Source organism: Peptoanaerobacter stomatis (assembly GCF_000238095.2).
GTDB classification, from domain to species: domain Bacteria; phylum Bacillota; class Clostridia; order Peptostreptococcales; family Filifactoraceae; genus Peptoanaerobacter; species Peptoanaerobacter stomatis_A.
Genome location: NZ_JH815225.1, coordinates 1,700,898 through 1,720,424, shown reverse-complemented (window position 1 = coordinate 1,720,424; position 19,527 = coordinate 1,700,898). Strand labels below are relative to the sequence as shown.

The following is a 19,527-nucleotide window of genomic DNA, read 5'->3' as shown; positions in this document are numbered from 1 at the left end:
TAGCTTGTATAATTAACATTAATATATATAGTCTACCTGAAAAATTAATTATTATGTTTTCCAATTATTCTATAAGACTTTATACTAATCACTATCTATAATACCAAGTATTTCATATTTGATGAGATTATAAGCAATTTTGTTATAATACAATTATGTGGATATTTAATTGGTTTTTAGCATTAGATAATAAAATAAGTTTCATGGTGAATTAACCTTATTATAAATAAAGCTGATTCACTATGAAACTTAACTGTTTAAAACTTCATATTTTTGAATACGAAGTTATTTTTTTTGAGTTTCTTTTTATTGTATGCAGTATCTTCTAATGGAAGTTTTGTTCTAAATATCCCGTCAAATTTCATATATGCTCCTTGAAGTGCTGCAACTGTCGGTATTGCTGATATTTCAGCCACTCCTTTTGCTCCATATGCAAGTTTGCTGAGATTTTTTTCTACTATTATTACATCTATCTCCGGCACCTGATTGGCTCTAAGCACTCCAAGTGAGCCGAAATCTCCCTGCACAACTCCATTTTTTACAATTACTTTTTCACTCAGTGCATATCCAAGCGCCATAGTAACTCCGCCTTGTATCTGCCCCTGTATATTAATAGGGTTGATAGCTTTTCCTACATCATGAGACGCTATCACCTTTTTTACTTTTCCGTCTTCATCCAAAGCGACACAATGCGTAGCATAAGCATATGAGATATGAGATATAGGATTATCTTTTTTGGAATTAATAGGATCTGTTACGCTCACATATTCTCCTATATAATAGCTTCCGTTAAGTTTTCTAAGTGTAGAATTTATGAGTGCCTCTTGTAATTTAAGAGATGCTCTTCTCACCGCTTCTCCTATGAAAAATGTGTGTTTTGATGTGTTTGCACTGCCAAGTTGCATACATTCGCATTTTATTTGCCCCGGCAAAAGACCGGTCGTTTGGCAAACTATCTGAATAAGTGCAGTTTCTATTCCTTGACCTGAAAATGCTATGTCGGATTTTATTATAACTTTGTCATTTTTTACAAGCAATACGCATTTTCCAACATCTTTACTTCCTACACCATCTCCCATATTTTTCATAGCACAAGCTATTCCTACATATGATTTTGAATAAAAGAAATCTTTTACTGAAATCAAGGTTTCTTTTAATGCAGTATCACTGTCGGCTATCTGTCCGTTAGGCAATATATCTCCTACATCTACTGCATTTTTATATCTTATCTCCCATGCCGATATACCTGCAAGTTCTGCAAGCCTGTTGAGATTGCTCTCAATGGCAAAATTGGACTGTGTAACTCCAAATCCTCTGAATGCTCCTGAACTTATATTGTTTGTAAAAACGGACATACCTTTTATATTTATATTTTGGTAATTATATGGTCCTGCGGAGTGCATACAGCATTTTTCTATGACATTTTCTCCTACTGAGGCATATGCTCCTGTATCTGCTATAATTATAGCTTTTAAAGCTGTAAGTTTTCCGCTTTCATCACAAGCTGTTGTAAATTCCATTTCCATAGCGTGTCTTTTAGAGTGATATTTGATACTTTCTTGCCTTGTAAATGTCATCTTGACAGGTTTCTTTGTTTCAAGTGCAAGAAGCACCGTATGATGCTGAACTGTTATATCATTCTTGCCTCCAAAATCTCCACCCACGTTTTTTATAAATACTTTTATATTATTTTCAGGTAAATCCAATATGTTCACAAGCTGTTTTCGTATATTTGACACATTTTGTGCAGATGTATAAAGTATCAAATCTTCATCTTTAACATATGCAAGTGCCGATTCTGTTTCTAAAAAGGCGTGGTCAGTCATTGGAACGCTGTAATTATTTGTTATTACATATTTTGAATTTTTTATGGCTGAATCTACGTCTCCTCTATTTATAAGGACTTTTTGTAATATATTTCCGTCTTTATGTATATCATATGCGTCTTTTTTAAGAGCATCTTTCATATGTGTTATAGGCTTTAATTCTTCATACTCCACTTCTACTAATGACAACGCCTCTTTTAATCCTTTTTTAGTCTTTGAGGCTATTGCACATATAGCGTCGGATATACATCTCGTTTCTTCGCCTACTCCTACAAATACAGGCGTATCTTGCCTTACAAGCCCTACTTTATTTGATTTTTTCAGAGAGTTTTTGTCTATTATTGCTACCGTATCTTTGTGATTTAATGCTTTTGTGTAATCAATACTTTTTATAAAGGCTCTCGGTACGTCTAATCTCAATGCACCGCCATATAACATATCTTTCATATATAAATCGTCTGTATATTTTGCTATGCCGAGTATCTTATCATCCACTTCTTCTGAAGATAAAATTTCGCCTATTTTACCCTTTGATTTAGATTTTTGTATCTTATCTATTCCTGCAAATATCCTTGAGGCTAATTCTATTGCTTTTTCTATCTTTGCATATCCCGTACATCTGCATATGTTTTTGCTTATAGCTTTTTTTATCTGATATTTTGATGGCAAGTTATATTCATCTATAAGTGCCTTTGCCGACATAATCATCGCAGGAGTACAGTATCCGCACTGTACTGCTCCTACAGTTTTAAAGGCATATACATAAACTTCTTTTTCTTCTTCGTCCAAGCCTTCCACCGTTATTACGCTTTTTCCCAATATATCAGATATTTTTTTATGGCAGGAGTATGTAGCTACACCGTCTATTATAAGCATGCACGCACCGCAACTGCCATCTTCACAACCACGTTTTACCGATGTTATATGCATAATATCCCTTAGGTAGTCTATTAGATACATATCTATATATGAGTTTACTATTTCGCCATTTAGTATAAATTCAAGCATTGTATTCACCTTTTTTTGTAAGTAATACCAATCTCCAATAGAATAACATATATTTATGTGAAAAATCCATAAATAAAAGTATATTTATTAAATTTACACAATACCATTTTTCTATCATTACTAATGAATTTTAGTATATAGCTTATCGTCAATAATTTGCAAAATCAACAATAAATATTTTTAAAGGATAGATTTTTTTCTATCCTTTTATTAAATATATCCATTTTTAAATATTTTTATTTATTATATTACATATTTTTCCAAATTTCGCTTGCTCTTTGAGTAGAATCGGCATTTATCTTATCCATATCGGCAGTAAGTATTATTCTGTCTTTCATGACAAGTTTACCGTTTATTACAGTATGTTTCACCATTCCACCGTTTACTCCGAATAATAAATGTCCGAACCAGTTTGCATCTGACATAGGTGTATGAGGTTTGTAATCTACAACTATTATATCAGCATATGCTCCTTTTTCAATCTTTCCAAGCGGTTTATCCCAATATTTTGCACATATTTTTGGATTGTTTTCAAATTGAAGTGCTTTTGTTTCCATAAAACCTACTGTAGGATCTGCTAAATGATGGCTTTGAAGTATATTTGATACTTTCATTGACTCAAACATATCTTGTGTGTATGCGTCTGAACCCAATCCTACTCTTATGCCTTTTTTAAGCATTTGTACAACAGGTGGCGCTCCTACAGCATTGTTCATATTTGACTCCGGATTTGTAACTACACTTGTGTCTGTAGCTTTTATTATATCCATTTCACCTTGGCTTAAATGTATGCAGTGTATTGCAAGGGTTTTATCTCCTAATATCCCCCAATCGTACAGTCTTTCTCCAACTTTTCTGCCATATTTTTTAAGGCTGTCATATTGGTCTTCTATACCTTCTGTAACGTGTACGTGATATCCTGCATCTACGCCTTCCATAGCTTCTTTTATAAGAGACATAGTTTCATCTGATATAGTAAATGATGCGTGCATTCCGAACAATCCTTTTACCATATCATCGTTATCTTTAAGTGTATGTTTTATAAAATCCACATTTTCTTTTATTCCCGCTTTTGTTGCTTCTTTACCGTCTCTATCTGTTGTTTCAAAGCAAAGAGATGTTCTTACACCTATTTTTTTTGCAACTTCTTCAAGTGCAAAAAGGCTTCCTGGTATGCAATGTCCACTTGCGTGATGGTCAATAAGTGTAGTAACCCCTGATTTTATAGACTCTGCATATGTAGTGTATGCGTTCAGTTTTATATCTTCCAAGCCGAGACTTCTATCCAGTTTCCACCAAAGATTTTCCAATATGTTGAAGAAGTTATCAGTCGCTCCGCTCGGTGCCATTCCTCTTGCATATGCACTGTATATATGTGAGTGAGCGCATATCATACCCGGCATTATAAGTTGACCGTTTGCATCAAGCACCTCTTCATTGGGATTAGCTTTTTTAAGTGTTTCAAAATCTCCTATTTCCTCTACTACATTGCCTTTTATAAGCACTGCTCCATTGTCCATAAATCCGACTTTATCCGAATTTGTTATAAGTCTTCCGTTACCTATTATCATATTCTTCACCTCTGTTATTAAAATTTTTATAATTAATCTGCAATAAGGTCTATAGCTTTCCCTATGGCAGAAATGTAAATTATTTCATATCTTTACAAAAATTTGTTTAAATTATTGTATATCATCTTATTTATTTTTAGTTAAAATCAGACTTATACTATCAAAATTTTAAGTGCAGACATCTATTTAAAAATATAAGTATTTTTTTCTATTTTAAAATGTATTCTTAAAAAATTAAATATTTTTTATTCTATGACTGAAATTCAAATAAGCATTTAAAAATAAATATATGTCATCCATAGATTAAAAGAATTTCAATATTAATTTATAATCTTGCTGAAATAAGTTCAGCCAAGTGAACAGGTTTTCCTTCTCCCAATTTCAGTCCGCTTTCACAGGTATTACAGTATACCAAGATTCTATCAGTCTTATGCCTTGCTACCTGCTCATTCATTTTTTTCAACTTGTCTTCCTCTAAAAGAACTGTGGTATATTTTTCTCCTATCTCTTTGAAAAGTCTTGGAGCTGTTTTCATATTAAGTGGAGTTACCTCCGACAGATTCCATATACCGCAAAACTTTGTCTTTTCAAAGTTTTCTTCAATCTCAACTGCCTTAATGTTCATCTTTTCAAGGCATTTTCTCACTGCATTTTGAGCACTGGCTTTTTTATGAGCCTTCCAACAGTCCTGCACGCTTATCTCTTCTCCGTGAAAATCCTTCCAAGGGAAGTCATCATCTTCCAAGATAAATTCGTAAACGCTTTTTTCCTGCGTATTAGGACTGAGTTCATTTGTAATAATGGCACAATTAGTACAGTTTGTAAGTATAGTATCTCCTTCTTTGAGTAAGTCCTGGGATATCCTGCAACATCCTAATATTTTGACATTTTTAGCTCTCAGATATGCGCAGATTTTCTCGCTTACATCAGCATGTGCCTTTTTAAAATTACATGACGGAAAATAATAAATCATGAAATCACTTCCTTTTTCCCTACAGTACTTCTACAATATATTCATCTAAAATATCAACTATATTAAGCAGTTTTTTCAGCCTTGAATCAATGTATAAAGAAATATTGTGTACGGTTTATTGAATGTGCTTTTGCATAAATTTTTATATACTTATCTTACAGGGCGAAAGCATATTATTGCAATCCGCCCCACAAGATTATTTTTCAAACTTTTCTATACGAAAGGTCTTTCAACTATATTTTCTATCACATAATATGAATATTTTTCTTCAAGTTGTTCAAGCATGTTGATATATTGCTTAGGAATGTTATCTCCACCCTTTTTGTATTCAACTACATCTTTTCCAACTCTGAAAAGGTAAGTGCCGTCAGGTTTTTTGTAGAATCCTTCGTTAGTTGATTCTTCAAAATCGTAAAGTGTCCAAAATACTGTAAATTTGTCTTTGTAAGGTCTTCCTGCATGTGGACAGAACACTCCGCAGTTACCACATTCGTTACACATTCCGTCTATATGCACTATTTGATGACCAAGTTCATATCCATCTACTTCTACCATTACATTGGCTCTATTAGGACAAACTTGTACGCAGACTTCGCATATTTGGTCGCATTTTAGACATCTGTCCCCTTCTTTTTCTCCAACTTGTGGTAATACAAGTATTGCTCTTCTCTTGTAAAGTTCGTTTTCGTCTTCAACTATGTCGAATTTTACAAAGTCAGCTTTGATATTTTCTTTTGACATTATATCAAGGGCTATCTTCTTAGCATCTCCCATACCCTTTACTATAGTAGAAGGTCCTCTCTTGCAATCCCCTGCTACATATACGTCTTTTTTGCTTGTTTCGTTTGTAGCGCTTAGTACAGCATAGCCTTTTTTATCAACAGAAAGTTTATTTTCAGCAAATGCACTTACATCAACTCTTGCACCTGTAGCTCCTACTACTGTATCAAAGTCAAGATCCAAGATTTCTCCTGTTCCTACTACAGATTTTCTTCCACTTTCATCAAAATCGCCAAGAGTCATCTTTTCACATTTGAAAGTCTTGCCGTCAAAACTTACAGGAGCTGTAAGTTCCATTATTTCTATACCTTCTTTTTTGATGTGATCCACTTCTTCTTGTGCAGCCGGCATATAGGCTTCTGTTCTTCTGTATACAAGTACAGCCTTTTCTACGCCTTCAAGTTTGCTTGCTACTCTTACGCAGTCCATTGCAACGTCTCCGGCTCCTACAACCGCTATCTTCTTTCCAGCTTTTGCTACTTTTCCGCTATTTTTGTATTCACCCAAGAATTCAAGAGCGTCTATTATCTTGTCTGCTCCATCTTTAACAGGTGATAGACCTTTTTCCCAAGCACCTGTACATACAACTACATATTTATATTCTTTTTGAAGATTTTCATAACTGTCTTTAACTTCAGTGTTGAATCTGAATTCTACTCCTTGATTTACAGCTATTTGGTAGTCTCTTTCAATTTGTTCATTTGATATTCTAAACTCAGGTATGATGTGGCTTACTATACCGTAAGGTTTTGATAGTTTTTCAAATACTGTAACTGCAACTCCGTTTCTTCTAAGGTATGATGCTACAGCTATACCTACAGGTCCTGCTCCTATTACTGCTACCTTGTTTTGAGTCTTCAAGTCAACTTTTTTGATATTGCTTATAAACTTATCTTGTGCGTTGTCAGCAGCTATAAGTTTCATATCTCTGATTTGAAGTGTCTTATCGTAGTCAACTCTCGTACAACGATCTTGACAGTGATGAGCACATAGTACGCCCAAGATAGTAGGTGCAGTATTGTCATTTGCTATAACTTCTATAGCCTTGTCGTAATTCTTGTCAGCAACAAGTTTAAGATATTCAGGTATTTGTTGTTCTATCGGACAACCGCCGTCCTTACATGGTGCCTTGTAGCAATCAAACAGTGGCAATTCAGAATCTGTCTTTCTGTTTCCTGCTTTTTCTCTATAAAGCTTGTGATTTCTTCTTTCATTAGGTATATTTGCCACAACTTTTGCAAGTTTTTCATGGTCTATACCTTCGTATTTATCTTTCATCAAGTCTTCAGTTTCTTCAGCAAGTTGTCTGAATCTTTCGTATCCGCCAGGTTTTAATATTGTAGTTGCAACTGTTATTGGCATTACTCCAGTTTCAAATATTTCTCTTATATTAAATGCATCAGCTCCACCTGAATAAGCCATAGGTAATTGTCCCTTAAATTCAGTTGAAAGCTTGCTTGCCAATGACAATGACAATAGATATAGAGAACGTCCTGCCATGTACATTTCTTCAGAAGGCAATTCGCCTTTTTTAACTTGTACAGGGAAGGTATTTGTAATCTTAAGTCCAAATGCCTTACCTTCGTTTTCAGCAACCTTCAATAATCTCCTAAACATTGCAATAGCATCTGCATATTGTAGGTCGTTATTGAAATGGTGATCGTCAAATGCGATATAGTCATATCCCATTTTATCAAGCATACTTCTTGCAAATTCATATCCAAGTAAAGTAGGGTTACATTTTATAAATGCGTTTACTTTCTTTTCAGTAAGAAGATAATAACTTATCTTTTCAATGTCTTCAGCAGGACATCCGTGCAATGTTGACAATGTTACTGAATTACAGATATTTGGAGATATTTTTTCCAAGTCTTCAAGTGTAAACTTTGAAAACATTGATATATTTTCTTTTAAGAAGTTCTTACATTCGTTGAATATCTCTGTCTTAGAAGCATCTTTCATATTTTCTATATAGCTGTCTATCTTAGGAAGCTTTATACCTTCCAAATCATATCCTACACTCATATTGTATGCAAAGTCTTGGCTGTCTGATATGCCAAATTCCTTTGCAAGCACAATACAGGCAAAGTAAGCTTTTACATATTCTTCATAAGCCATAAGCACTGTAAGCTCTGTAGACCATTCACAGTTGTAGCATTCGTCTTCTGCATATATACATGGTCTTGCTATGCAGTCTTGCAATTCTTTACCGTCCATCTTTTGTACAGTCTTAAGTTCCATGAATCTTGCTCCTGAAAGATAAGACGCTACTATATTTTGTGCAAGTTGAGAGTTTGGTCCTGCAGCAGGTCCTACTATAGTTGATATTTCATCTCCAAGCACAATTTTTTGTTTCTTTCCTGATTTGTTGAAATAAAACTTGTCTTTTCTTATCCCAAATACGCTTCCCATCTTCTTGTATTCGTCCAAAGACCAAGTTATGATATTTTCAAAAGGAATTCCTCTCATTAATTCACTCATAATTTCCCCTCCTAAATTAAAAGTTTTTTGTAAACATTAATTCAAATAATTTTTTTATTTATATAAGTTTCAATTTTTTTCAAGCTCAAAATAATTCTTTTTTAATAAAATCTAATATCATTTTAAAATGATACATAAACCTTAAAACTGCCATTTCTCAAATATTGTTAGCGATTTCTTTCAGAGCACTCTATTTTTATTTGAGAGTAGAACAATATATTTTTACCTGCAAAATTACTTTTTAAAATAATTTATAACTTAGTATTAAACCGCTATATAGTTAAATATCAGTATCTAAATTTATATAGCGGTTCAATTAAAACATATCTCTTCCTTTAAAACTTTATTATTCGTCTTTTCTTGCCATTTCTTCCACTAATTCATAAATATTAATTTATACTTAATATGAATTTTAAAAACTATTCATTTACTATAACTGTTCCTGTTTTTCCTGCTATAGCTTCATCGGCTTTTTCAAGTGATGTTATTATAGCTTTTCTTCCTTTTTTAGATTTTGCAAATTCAACCGCAGCCAATACCTTCGGCAACATTGAACCTTCTGCAAACTCTTTGTCGTCTATATATTTTTGTACTTCTTCAAGTGATATTGTGTCAAGCCATTTTACATCAGGTTTTCCAAATCTTATTGCCACTTTATCTACTGCTGTAAGTACCAAAAATACATCTGCATCCAATATCTCAGCAATTTTTTCACAAGTAAAGTCTTTGTCTATTACGGCAGGCACACCTACAAGTTCGTCTCCTCTTTTTACTACAGGTATACCACCGCCACCGCCGCATATCATGACTATTCTGTCATTAAAAATATTTAGCAGTGAGTCTTTTTCAACTATATCAATAGGTTTTGGTGATGGAACTACAGTTCTATATCCTCTACCTGCGTCTTCCTTTACAGCTATGCCTTTGCTTGCAAGTACATCAGCTTCTTCTTTAGTCATAAATGCTCCAACAGGTTTTGTAGGATTTTTAAAAGCAGGATCGCTTTCATCAACCAACGTTTGAGTTACAACCGTAATTACAGGTAAATCGCCTCTACCTCTCTTAGCAGCTTCATTTTTTATGGCATTTTGAAGGTGATATCCTATATATCCCTGACTCATGGCTCCGCATTCAGGGAAAGGCATCTGAGGTATTTTAGCTTCAGCTTTTGCCGCTATGTCCATGGCATTGTTTATCATACCTACTTGTGGTCCGTTTCCATGACCTATTATTACTTTATTGCCTGATTGAATCAAATCTACTATGGACTTCGCAGTCGTCTTAACAGCTTCTTTTTGCTCTTCAGGTGTGTTGCCAAGGGCATTTCCACCAAGCGCTAACACTATTTTCATTTATTCGCCTCCACTACTATCAATATTATATTTTTATATAAAATCAATATTTAAATTTTTATAATAAATTATTAGATTTTTTAATTTAAATTGAATTTTTAAGATTTATATATTTTCAATACAAAATTATTCTTTTTTCGAATTATTTTCAATAATTTGTGGTAATACAAGATTCAATACCACAGCTATCAATGTAGTCGTACTTGTAGCTGAAGTTCCAAATACGTCTATAATCATTTTAGGAAATCCTGTAAGTGATCCGGGTACTCTAACTATACCTTCTCCTATAGCAAGTGCTATTCCTACCACTCCTATATTTCTTGGATTTAAACCTGCACTTGATATCATTTTTACTCCTGTCATAGATATTGTTGCAAAAACTGATATTGTAGCACCTCCAAGAACCGCCTGAGGAATTGTTGTAAGTACAGCTGAAATTTTTGGTAAAAGTCCTGCTATTATTACAATTATTGATGAGAACACAAATATTTTTCTATTTATACATTTATTAAGTGTAACTATACCAACATTTTGACTGAATGTTGAAAGAGGCATACAACCAAATACAGAACCCATTAAACTTGAAAATCCGTAACCTATTATTCCGCCTTGAAGCTCATCATCTGTAGGTAGTCTATCCATTCCACCTTGTGTTGTTGCAGTTAAATCACCTATGGCTTGTATTGAGTTTACTATATGAAGTATTCCAAGAGATATGATTGCTGATGGTACAAACTCAAAACCGAAATGCATAGGTTTTGGTGCTTGAACAAGACCTGCATTTGCTATGCTTGAAAAATTAACCATACCAAGAGGTATAGATACTAAATATCCTACTATAACTCCTATCAATATAGAAGCAAGTTTTATTGTTCCTTTTCCCCAGTTATTACATACTAAAACTACTGCCAAAGTTATAAGAGCTACAGCCCAGTTTTTAAGTGAACCGAAATTTGGATTTATATCTATATTTCCTCCTCCTGCCATATATCTTACAGCAACCGGATATAGACCTAAACCTATTGAAAGTATAACTGTTCCTGTAACAAGTGGTGGGAAAAGTTTTGTCAATTTCTTTACAAATAGCCCAAAAATCATTGAAATTATTCCACCTACAAGCTGAGCTCCAAACACCACTGCCATAGCTTTAGGACCGTCAAAGCCTGCTTCTATAGCGTTTTTCACTATAGCTGAAAGCGTTGACACATAGGCAAAACCTACCCCCATTATAACAGGCAACTTAGAGCCTAATTTTCCAAAAAGACCGAAGTTTTGCAATAATGTAGCAAGCCCTGCAAAAATTAATGAAGATTGAACAAGTAGCACCTTATCTTCCGGTGATAATCCAGCTCCTCCGGATATTATAAGTGCCGGCGTTATACATCCTACTACCATTGCAACAACGTGCTGAAAACCAAGTGGAGCAGTATCAGACATTGAAAGCGGCGCTTCGTATATGTATAAATTTTTATTATTTTCTTTAGTGTTTTCCATTAATTATCTCCCCTATTTAAATCAATATTAATGACTCAATTACACATGGAAATAGACACAAAATCCCTAAAATTACAAGGAAGAAGTGAAATAAAATACTTACCTCGACTTATTCTAAAATCTTTGATTTAAGCACAAGGCTTTTTAAATCAAATCTTTACAGTATTATGATATAAATAGTATAAATTTAAAAGTGCAATTATTTTTTTGTCGAGTTGTATATTATTATTTTTCCAAATGTTAATATTTCAGTAGTTATACTACTTTATTTATTCAGAAAAGCTGAGTTGGTGATAAATGTTGCAAATAAATCCACACTTATCTTAGTACTGTCATTTATTTAAATTTTAGATGGGTCCCTTACTTTGCCTAATATTCAGCAAAATTTAATATACATAAAATATAAAAATTTCCACGCAATATTAAAAATGATTCCTTTGGCAAAGCACCTTTGCCAAAGGAAAATATTAAGTTGTAATGATTTTATAACTTATACTATTTCATCCATCTTTCTTTTTTTGCATTTTCTAATCTTTGCAACATATCTTGTGGATTTCTTACTTTTGATAAGAATATCATAGCTGCTATTATATATGGTTTGAAGCTTGCTTCTTTGTATAGAGGCACTCTATATCTGTCGAATACTGAGTTTTCAACTTCTCCTTCTTTACAGCTAAGTCCTGTTATATCAGCAGGCAAGCAGTGTAGGTAAAGAGCTTTTCCGTCTTTAGTAGTTTTCATTAACTCTTCTGTACATTCCCAATCTTTATGTTTAGCGTTTTGAGCAAGAAGTTCTTTTTCAAGTTCATTTATTCCGTTCATATCGCCTTTTCCATAAAGGTCTGTTCTTTTTTCCATAGCTGCAAAAGGAGCCCAAGATTTAGGATATACTATATCTGCATCTTTGAATGCTTCTGCCATTGAGTTTGTCTTAGTGAATTTTCCACCATAAGCTGCTGCATTTTTTCTACCTATTTCTTCTACTTCAGGCATTATTTCATAACCTTCCGGATGAGCAAGAGATACTTCCATTCCTAATCTTGTAAATAGTCCTACAACACCTTGAGGTACTGAAAGTGGTTTTCCGTAAGATGGTGAGTAAGCCCAAGTCATAGCTATTTTTTTGCCTTTAAGATTTTCTATTCCACCAAATTCGTGTATTACATGAAGTGCGTCAGCCATTGTTTGTGTAGGGTGATCTATATCGCATTGAAGGTCAACAAGTGTAGGTCTTTGCTCTAATATACCGTCTTTATGTCCTTCGTCAACATATGATGCATAATCTCTCATATATTTGTTACCTTTTCCGATATACATATCATCTCTGATACCTATAACATCAGCCATAAATGATATCATATTAGCTGTTTCTCTAACTGTTTCACCGTGTGCTATTTGTGATTTTCCTTCATCTAAGTCTTGTACTTCTAAACCTAATAGGTTACAAGCTGATGCAAAAGAGAATCTTGTTCTTGTTGAGTTATCTCTAAATAGTGATATTCCAAGACCTGAATCGAATATCTTTGTAGATATGTTTTCTTCTCTCAATTTTCTAAGTGCATCTGCAACTGTCCAAGTAGCTTGTAATTCATCAAATGTTTTTGTCCAAGTTTCAAAAAAATCGTTGTTGTACATTTTTTCAAAATTTAGTGAATCTAATTTGTTTACATATCTTTGCATTAATGACATTATTTAATCCTCCGAAATTAATTTATTATTTAATTTGTAATTACTCCATATTAAGCCGAAGATGCGTGTTTAACGCACATATGAAGTTGCATTTCAAACACGCACTCTTCTTTTAGCTTTAAACTTAAAACTTGTTTATTTTTTAGTCCAATAATATTAAAATTTATTTTACTATTTGTGAATATTCGTAAGGAACTCCTGCATATAAAGCAGCGCAAGTTACCAAGTCGTTTTTCCAAGTTATTTCATTTGGTGCATGGGCTTGAGCTTCCGCTCCAGGTCCAAATCCTATGCAAGGTATTCCGTTTCTTCCCATTATAGACACACCGTTTGTAGAGAATGTCCATTTATCTGTAAGAGGTCTTGCTTGTCTCATTTCTATATTATCTACGTCACCTTTTCTAAGTTCAGTATTGTATAGTCCTTGATATACTTTTTCAAGAGATTTTGTAACATTGTGATCTTTTGGAATTACCCAAGTTGGGAAGTAGCATTCTATAGGATATTTTTCTCCTGTCCAAGATGGTACATCATATTCGTACATTGATACCTTAGCACCGTATTTTTGTACTGCCGGAAGGTCTTCAATCTCTTTTATACAACTTTGCCATGTTTCACCTGCAGTCATTCTTCTGTCAAGTGATATGCTGCAAGAGTCAGCTACTGCACAACGGCTTGGAGATGTGTAGAATATTTGAGATACTGTAACTGTTCCTCTTCCAAGGAAGTTAGCTTCTTCATAATGCTCAGGATTGTATTTTTTATCAAGCATTTTTACAAGTCCTCTTATTGCAGTAGACTCGTCTGCAGAATTTGCATTAAGATCTCTTATGTTTTGGATTATTTCAGACATTTTGTATATAGCATTATCTCCACGCTCAGGAGCTGAACCGTGGCAAGATATACCTTGTACGTCAACTCTTATTTCCATACGTCCTCTTTGTCCTCTGTAGATACCACCATCAGTAGGTTCTGTAGATACAACAAATTCAGGTCTTATGTTTTCTTTTTTGATTATATATTCCCAGCAAAGTCCGTCGCAGTCTTCTTCTTGAACTGTTCCTACAACCATTACTTTGTATCCGTCAGGGATAAGGTTAAGTTCTTTCATTATTCTTGCACCGTAAACAGCAGATATAACTCCACCTAATTGGTCAGAAACTCCTCTACCGCCTATATGCAAATCATCTTCGAATCCTTCATATGGATCGAATGTCCAGTTAGCTCTGTTTCCTATACCAACTGTATCTATATGTCCGTCAAAAGCTATTATCTTGTCGCCTTTGCCCATGAATCCCATTACGTTTCCTTGTTTGTCTATATACGCTTCATCAAACTCTAACATTTTCATTTCTTCAAGAATTCTTTCAGCATGTTCTTTTTCTCCGCAGCTTTCACCAGGAAACTTTACTACATCTCTTAAGAATTTTGTCATAGCAGCTTTATAGCCTTCTGCTTTTTCTTGAATTAACTTGTAATCAATACTCATTTTTTTCTTCCTCCTATATATTTTTTGCTGACTTTTAACAGCAAATTTTTAAATTAATATTTTATACTAAAATCTATTTAAATAAAATAGAATTACCATCCAAAACTTAGTCTAAAACTATCTTGAAAACTCTCCGTCCCAAACTATTTTTCTGTAGTTATCAGGATCTGTATCCCCTTCTGTTGAAATTACAAGAATCTTTGAATTTTCATCTATTTTAAGTTTTTCTTTAAGTTCTTTTAAATTTTCATCTGTAAGGATTTCATATACTATACCTGAAGTAACAGCTCCTGATTCTCCTGATATAACTTTAGGGTCATTTCCAAGCGGATTACCTAAAACTCTCATACCATCAGCTGCAACATATTCAGGGCAAGATATAAATGCATCCGAATAATCTTTCATTATATCCCAACCTATAGGATTAGGCTCACCACAAGCAAGACCTGCCATTATAGTAAACATATCTCCTGTAACGTTAGTCATTTTTTTATTTTCTGCTGAACGGAATATACAGTTTGCAACTTCCGGTTCAACTATTGTAGTTATAGGTCTGTTTTCAGGATATATAGAAGCTATCATCCCTTGAACCGCACCTGCCATAGCTCCAACACCTGCTTGTAAGAATACATGCGTAGGTGCATCTATTCCATATTCTTTCATTTGTTCAACCGCCTCAAGCATAAGCGTACCGTAGCCTTGCATTATCCACATAGGCACTTTTACATAACCTTCCCAAGCTGTATCTTGGATTACTTCTCCGCCTGTTGCTTTTGCGTTTTTATCAGCCAATCTAACCGCTTCATCATAGTTCATATCAGTTATGCTGGCATCTGCTCCTTCTGCCTTTATCTTATCAAGTCTGTACTGTGAAGAACCTTTTGGCATATATACAACAGATTTTTGACCAAGTTGATTAGCTGCCCAAGCCACACCTCTACCATGATTTCCGTCCGTAGCTGTGTAAAAAGTAATATCTCCCAATTTTTCCTTTGTTTCGTTTGATTTGAGCATATCAAAATCTACTTCATCAATGTTTTTTTCCAGCTTTTCAGCTAAGAAATTGCCTATTGCATATGAACCTCCAAGCACTTTAAAAGCATTAAGTCCAAATCTTTTGGACTCATCTTTTACAAGAAACTCCTTAACCCCTAACTTTGCTGACAATTCAGTAAGTCTTGCAAGTGGAGTAGGCTCATAAATGTCAAATTTTTTATGGAAGTTTCTTGCCTTTGAAATTTCATTTTGACTGAAAGCATCTACATTCGCTTTTTCACCTGAAACTCTTGAATTATCGTTGATAATCCATCTTACATTCTCCATACTTCTCTCCCAATCTTTAATAATACATATGCTGAAATACATTTATATAACTTCAATTTTATGTAAGGATTCAGCTATGCTTCTATATTTTTACCAAAGTCTAACAGCAATAAAGACAGTTTTTAATATCATACTCCTCACCAAGTTTTATTTTTTTGTGCACAATAATGATTTTAAAATTTATCCAAGTCATATTTTACTATTAAACTTTTCCATTAAATAATATATGCAAATTTCGTGCCAAGTTTTTAAATTATTAAAAAATATTTTTTATTTCTTAATCATCCTCTACGAATATTCGTTTAAAAATTATAGTTTATTTAGAAAATATATTAAATTTAAAAATACTACATTAGTATAATTTATCCGCAAATATGATTAAAAATTTAATAAGCACTTAATATAAAAACCAAAAATTTATTATCATTTTGATAATTTTATCATTTTGATAATAATTTTTTGATAAATTATTTATATTTAGACATTATAAAGCTATACTTTTTTCAGAATAATATATACAATGGTGTTTAATATAAATAACATTCGTTGTATGTGTGTAAAACTATGCAGACAAAATAAGTCTTAAATACATGTATTTAAGGCACACAAATAAAATACATATACATCCAACAACCAAATGCACACCTTTAGAATAGTTTTTTATCATTTTGATAATTTAATTAAACATTAATCTCTTCTTCAATCTTTCTGTACAGAGTGGCTATTCCTATACCCAATTTTTTTGCTGCAATCTTCTTGCCTTTCGTATCATAGCCGTATATGTTGAGAGCTTTTCTTATTTCATTCATTTCCAATTCTTTTATAGGAACTACTCTTTGACTTTTATTAGCTTTTTCATCGTCTTTCGGTTCATAACCGACTCTTTTTTCAAGTATATTTATAGGGATTAACTCTTCCGTAAGTGTATCAGTTTCAGATATATTCATCATATATTCTATTACATTTTCAAGCTCTCTGATATTACCTTCCCAATCATATTCCATAAATATCTGTATGACTTCACTATCTATATGTGTAACATTTTTACCGAAACTCTTGTTATATCTGTCGAGCATATGATAAGCTAATTTTTCTATATCATCAAGTCTTTTCCTAAGTGGTGGAACGCTTATAGGAATTACATTTATTCTGTAATACAAATCCTCTCTGAACTTTTTTTCTTCTATGAGCTTCTTCAAGTCCTTATTAGTTGCCGTTACAACTCTCACATCCAATTTTATCGTCTTGTTGGAACCTATCCTTATGAGTTCTTTGTCTTGGAGCAGTCTTAATATTTTCGCTTGTAAATGCAACGGCATATCGCCTATTTCATCCAAAAATATAACTCCTCTGTTGGCAAGCTCAAATTTACCTATCCTACCTTGATCGCTCGCACCTGTAAATGCACCTTTGACATATCCGAAAAGCTCAGTTTCCAATAAACTGTCCGGTATTGCCGCACAGTTTACAGCTATAAACGGTTTATCAGCTCTATCAGATTCGGAGTGTATAGATCTTGCAATGAGTTCTTTACCCGTACCGCTTTCTCCCGTTATAAAAACTGTCGATGTAGATTTTGCAATCTTTTTTATTCTTTCTTTTAACAGTTTTATCTGTTTGTTAGAGCCTATTATGTCGTCCGTACTTATATAGTTATGTCCTGTAACGACGTTATATGCTCTATCTTTAATATTCTTTGTCTTGGTACAAATTATTATATCGGTATGCTCATAATATACACTGTTGGCTGATTTTATTCTACCTATTACATCTACGTCCTTTTGATCCGTCTGTATGGTAAAAAGATATTCTCCCACCAACATCTCGTGTGTTTTCTTGACGTTTATTTTCTCTCCAACTTCTATATTTAGAGTGTTTTTTGCCATTTTATTTATATGAATTACAGTATTTTCACCGTTTAAGACTATAACCATCTTATCTATATCATCCACTATTTGATGAAACAGCTCTATTCTTTTTTTAGTTTTTTCCTGCTCGTCCAACTCGTGCAACTTATCCGTTATATTGCCGGCAATCTCTTTTATAAACTTCAAATAATCTTTTTCTTTTGCAATAAGCTTTTGCTTCTGCTCCAATTTGGTACAGACCAACTGTATAACGCCCACTATCTCTTTTTCATATTTTATAGGCATAGATATTTGCATAAGTTCTCTGCACTCGTCTTTTTCACTACATTTGGAACATAATATATTTTTACCTGGATCTTTAATGACATGAAGCTGTCCGGTTTTTATAACATCTATATATATATATCCTTCTTTTGCTACATTTTTATTGATGTTTTCTCTATATGCTCCGGTTCCTGCAATAGTGTTGAGTTGACTGTCTACTATTTCCACGTCAACACCTATAACATTAGCTATAGCATTTGCATATTCAATTACCGAGTTTTGTATTCTTTTTAGTGGAGAATCCATATTTATTCCTCTACTTTAATAAGTTGTATAATATAATTAATTTTTTTATTCTAAAACCTTAAAGTTCTACACTTTGCCTGTATAAATCTCTCATATGTTCAGGTTTTTTACCATTTTTACAAAGCACTATCTCACACATTATCCCAAGCGCAATTTCGCCTGGCAAATTAGAGCCTATATCAAGCCCTATCGGTGCATACAGTTTAGACAAATTATCCTTATATAAGGCATCTTCTTTTAAAACGTCCAAAGTTCCTTTTATCTTTCTTCTCGAACCTATCATTCCTATATATGCAGTATCCTTATTGATAAAAGCCTTCAACGCCTCTTTATCATATTTATGCCCTCTTGTCACTATAACAACTGACGTAAATTTATCCACTTCCAGCTTAGACAATACATCTTCATATTCACCTACAACTATATCTGCATCAGGATAAGCCTCTTTGTTTGCATATTCTTGCCTGTCATCCATTACGGTTATATCGAAGTCAAGCGTAACAGCTAAATCATAAAGCGCCTTCCCCACATGACCTGCTCCTATTATAAGCAATTTATTTCTCGGATAAAACACCTTGATATATCCGCTTGTCTCCCCTCCGCATATCATACCCAAATCTCCTTTTTCTGTAAGAATATGCTCAAATTCTCTATCTTCTATCTTCTCTATCGCCTCTTCTGCTGATATGAGTATCTGATTTTCCAGATTTCCTCCACCTACTGTACCGCATCTGCTGCCGTCCTCACATAGAGCCATTATACTTCCGGCTTTTCTCGGAGTAGAACCAGATGTCTGCGTAAGTAGTATAAGTGCCGCTTTTTTACCATCTTCTACTTTTTCATCTATAAATTTCAATATATTTGCGTCCATTAGTTATTACCGCCTCTTTACTATTTATAAAGTAAATACCATCTATATACTTATATCAAAATTCAAATAAAATTAAAGAACTACAATATTTTTGCGCCTGTTGCAACTGCCACATCGTTTTTAAATCCATTTATTAAATATAATATTTAATACTGCGCCCTATCTTTAAAAAATAATTATAATTTCAAATATCAAAAAATCACAAATATTCAATACCAAACCTAATTAAAAA

At 33.3% G+C, this 19,527-nt stretch carries 11 protein-coding genes; all 11 read right to left on the bottom strand.

Going from position 1 to position 19,527, the window contains the following annotated elements; translation table 11 throughout:
- Window positions 1–257: 257 nt before the first annotated feature.
- The 11 genes from xdh to HMPREF9630_RS07480 all read right to left on the bottom strand — a co-directional run bounded on the left by xdh (window position 258) and on the right by HMPREF9630_RS07480 (window position 19,295).
- Entirely contained in the window at window positions 258–2,834 is a 2,577-nt protein-coding gene (gene xdh / locus HMPREF9630_RS07530; RefSeq protein ID WP_009527907.1) for a selenium-dependent xanthine dehydrogenase, read from the bottom strand.
- Window positions 2,835–3,082: 248 nt separating this feature from the next.
- Window positions 3,083–4,405, bottom strand: coding sequence for a putative aminohydrolase SsnA (gene ssnA / locus HMPREF9630_RS07525; RefSeq protein ID WP_009527906.1), 1,323 nt, complete (start codon window positions 4,403–4,405; stop codon window positions 3,083–3,085).
- A 325-nt stretch (window positions 4,406–4,730) separates the two neighbouring features.
- A complete protein-coding gene (locus HMPREF9630_RS07520; RefSeq protein ID WP_009527905.1) occupies window positions 4,731–5,378 on the bottom strand; it encodes a hypothetical protein in 648 nt (215 codons plus the stop codon).
- Window positions 5,379–5,591: 213 nt separating this feature from the next.
- Window positions 5,592–8,639: a putative selenate reductase subunit YgfK gene (gene ygfK / locus HMPREF9630_RS07515; RefSeq protein WP_009527904.1), complete on the bottom strand. Its 3,048-nt coding sequence runs from the start codon at window positions 8,637–8,639 to the stop codon at window positions 5,592–5,594.
- A gap of 419 nt (window positions 8,640–9,058) precedes the next feature.
- Window positions 9,059–9,991 (bottom strand): carbamate kinase, encoded by a 933-nt coding sequence (gene arcC / locus HMPREF9630_RS07510; protein ID WP_009527903.1) that lies wholly within the window; start codon window positions 9,989–9,991, stop codon window positions 9,059–9,061.
- A gap of 126 nt (window positions 9,992–10,117) precedes the next feature.
- Window positions 10,118–11,485, bottom strand: coding sequence for a uracil-xanthine permease family protein (locus HMPREF9630_RS07505; RefSeq protein WP_009527902.1), 1,368 nt, complete (start codon window positions 11,483–11,485; stop codon window positions 10,118–10,120).
- Window positions 11,486–11,980: 495 nt separating this feature from the next.
- Entirely contained in the window at window positions 11,981–13,174 is a 1,194-nt protein-coding gene (gene ygeW / locus HMPREF9630_RS07500) for a knotted carbamoyltransferase YgeW (protein ID WP_009527901.1), read from the bottom strand.
- A 163-nt stretch (window positions 13,175–13,337) separates the two neighbouring features.
- Window positions 13,338–14,663 (bottom strand): YgeY family selenium metabolism-linked hydrolase, encoded by a 1,326-nt coding sequence (locus tag HMPREF9630_RS07495; protein ID WP_009527900.1) that lies wholly within the window; start codon window positions 14,661–14,663, stop codon window positions 13,338–13,340.
- 117 nt (window positions 14,664–14,780) lie between these two features.
- Window positions 14,781–15,986, bottom strand: a complete 1,206-nt coding sequence (gene dpaL, locus HMPREF9630_RS07490; RefSeq protein ID WP_009527899.1) for a diaminopropionate ammonia-lyase — start codon at window positions 15,984–15,986, stop codon at window positions 14,781–14,783.
- Window positions 15,987–16,666: 680 nt separating this feature from the next.
- The gene (locus HMPREF9630_RS07485; RefSeq protein WP_009527898.1) at window positions 16,667–18,424 is read right to left on the bottom strand and encodes a sigma-54 interaction domain-containing protein; all 1,758 of its coding nucleotides are present in this window, start codon (window positions 18,422–18,424) and stop codon (window positions 16,667–16,669) included.
- A 58-nt stretch (window positions 18,425–18,482) separates the two neighbouring features.
- Complete coding sequence (locus tag HMPREF9630_RS07480; protein ID WP_009527897.1) at window positions 18,483–19,295, bottom strand: XdhC family protein; 813 nt, start codon at window positions 19,293–19,295, stop codon at window positions 18,483–18,485.
- Window positions 19,296–19,527: the final 232 nt, after the last annotated feature.

What these genes read in the sequence shown, in the direction of transcription:
- xdh (WP_009527907.1), bottom strand. Translation starts at nt 2,834, where the DNA reads ATGCTTGAATTTATACTAAATGGCGAAATAGTAAACTCATATATAGAT.
- ssnA (WP_009527906.1), bottom strand. Translation starts at nt 4,405, where the DNA reads ATGATAATAGGTAACGGAAGACTTATAACAAATTCGGATAAAGTCGGA.
- HMPREF9630_RS07520 (WP_009527905.1), bottom strand. Translation starts at nt 5,378, where the DNA reads ATGATTTATTATTTTCCGTCATGTAATTTTAAAAAGGCACATGCTGAT.
- ygfK (WP_009527904.1), bottom strand. Translation starts at nt 8,639, where the DNA reads ATGAGTGAATTAATGAGAGGAATTCCTTTTGAAAATATCATAACTTGG.
- arcC (WP_009527903.1), bottom strand. Translation starts at nt 9,991, where the DNA reads ATGAAAATAGTGTTAGCGCTTGGTGGAAATGCCCTTGGCAACACACCT.
- HMPREF9630_RS07505 (WP_009527902.1), bottom strand. Translation starts at nt 11,485, where the DNA reads ATGGAAAACACTAAAGAAAATAATAAAAATTTATACATATACGAAGCG.
- ygeW (WP_009527901.1), bottom strand. Translation starts at nt 13,174, where the DNA reads ATGTCATTAATGCAAAGATATGTAAACAAATTAGATTCACTAAATTTT.
- HMPREF9630_RS07495 (WP_009527900.1), bottom strand. Translation starts at nt 14,663, where the DNA reads ATGAGTATTGATTACAAGTTAATTCAAGAAAAAGCAGAAGGCTATAAA.
- dpaL (WP_009527899.1), bottom strand. Translation starts at nt 15,986, where the DNA reads ATGGAGAATGTAAGATGGATTATCAACGATAATTCAAGAGTTTCAGGT.
- HMPREF9630_RS07485 (WP_009527898.1), bottom strand. Translation starts at nt 18,424, where the DNA reads ATGGATTCTCCACTAAAAAGAATACAAAACTCGGTAATTGAATATGCA.
- HMPREF9630_RS07480 (WP_009527897.1), bottom strand. Translation starts at nt 19,295, where the DNA reads ATGGACGCAAATATATTGAAATTTATAGATGAAAAAGTAGAAGATGGT.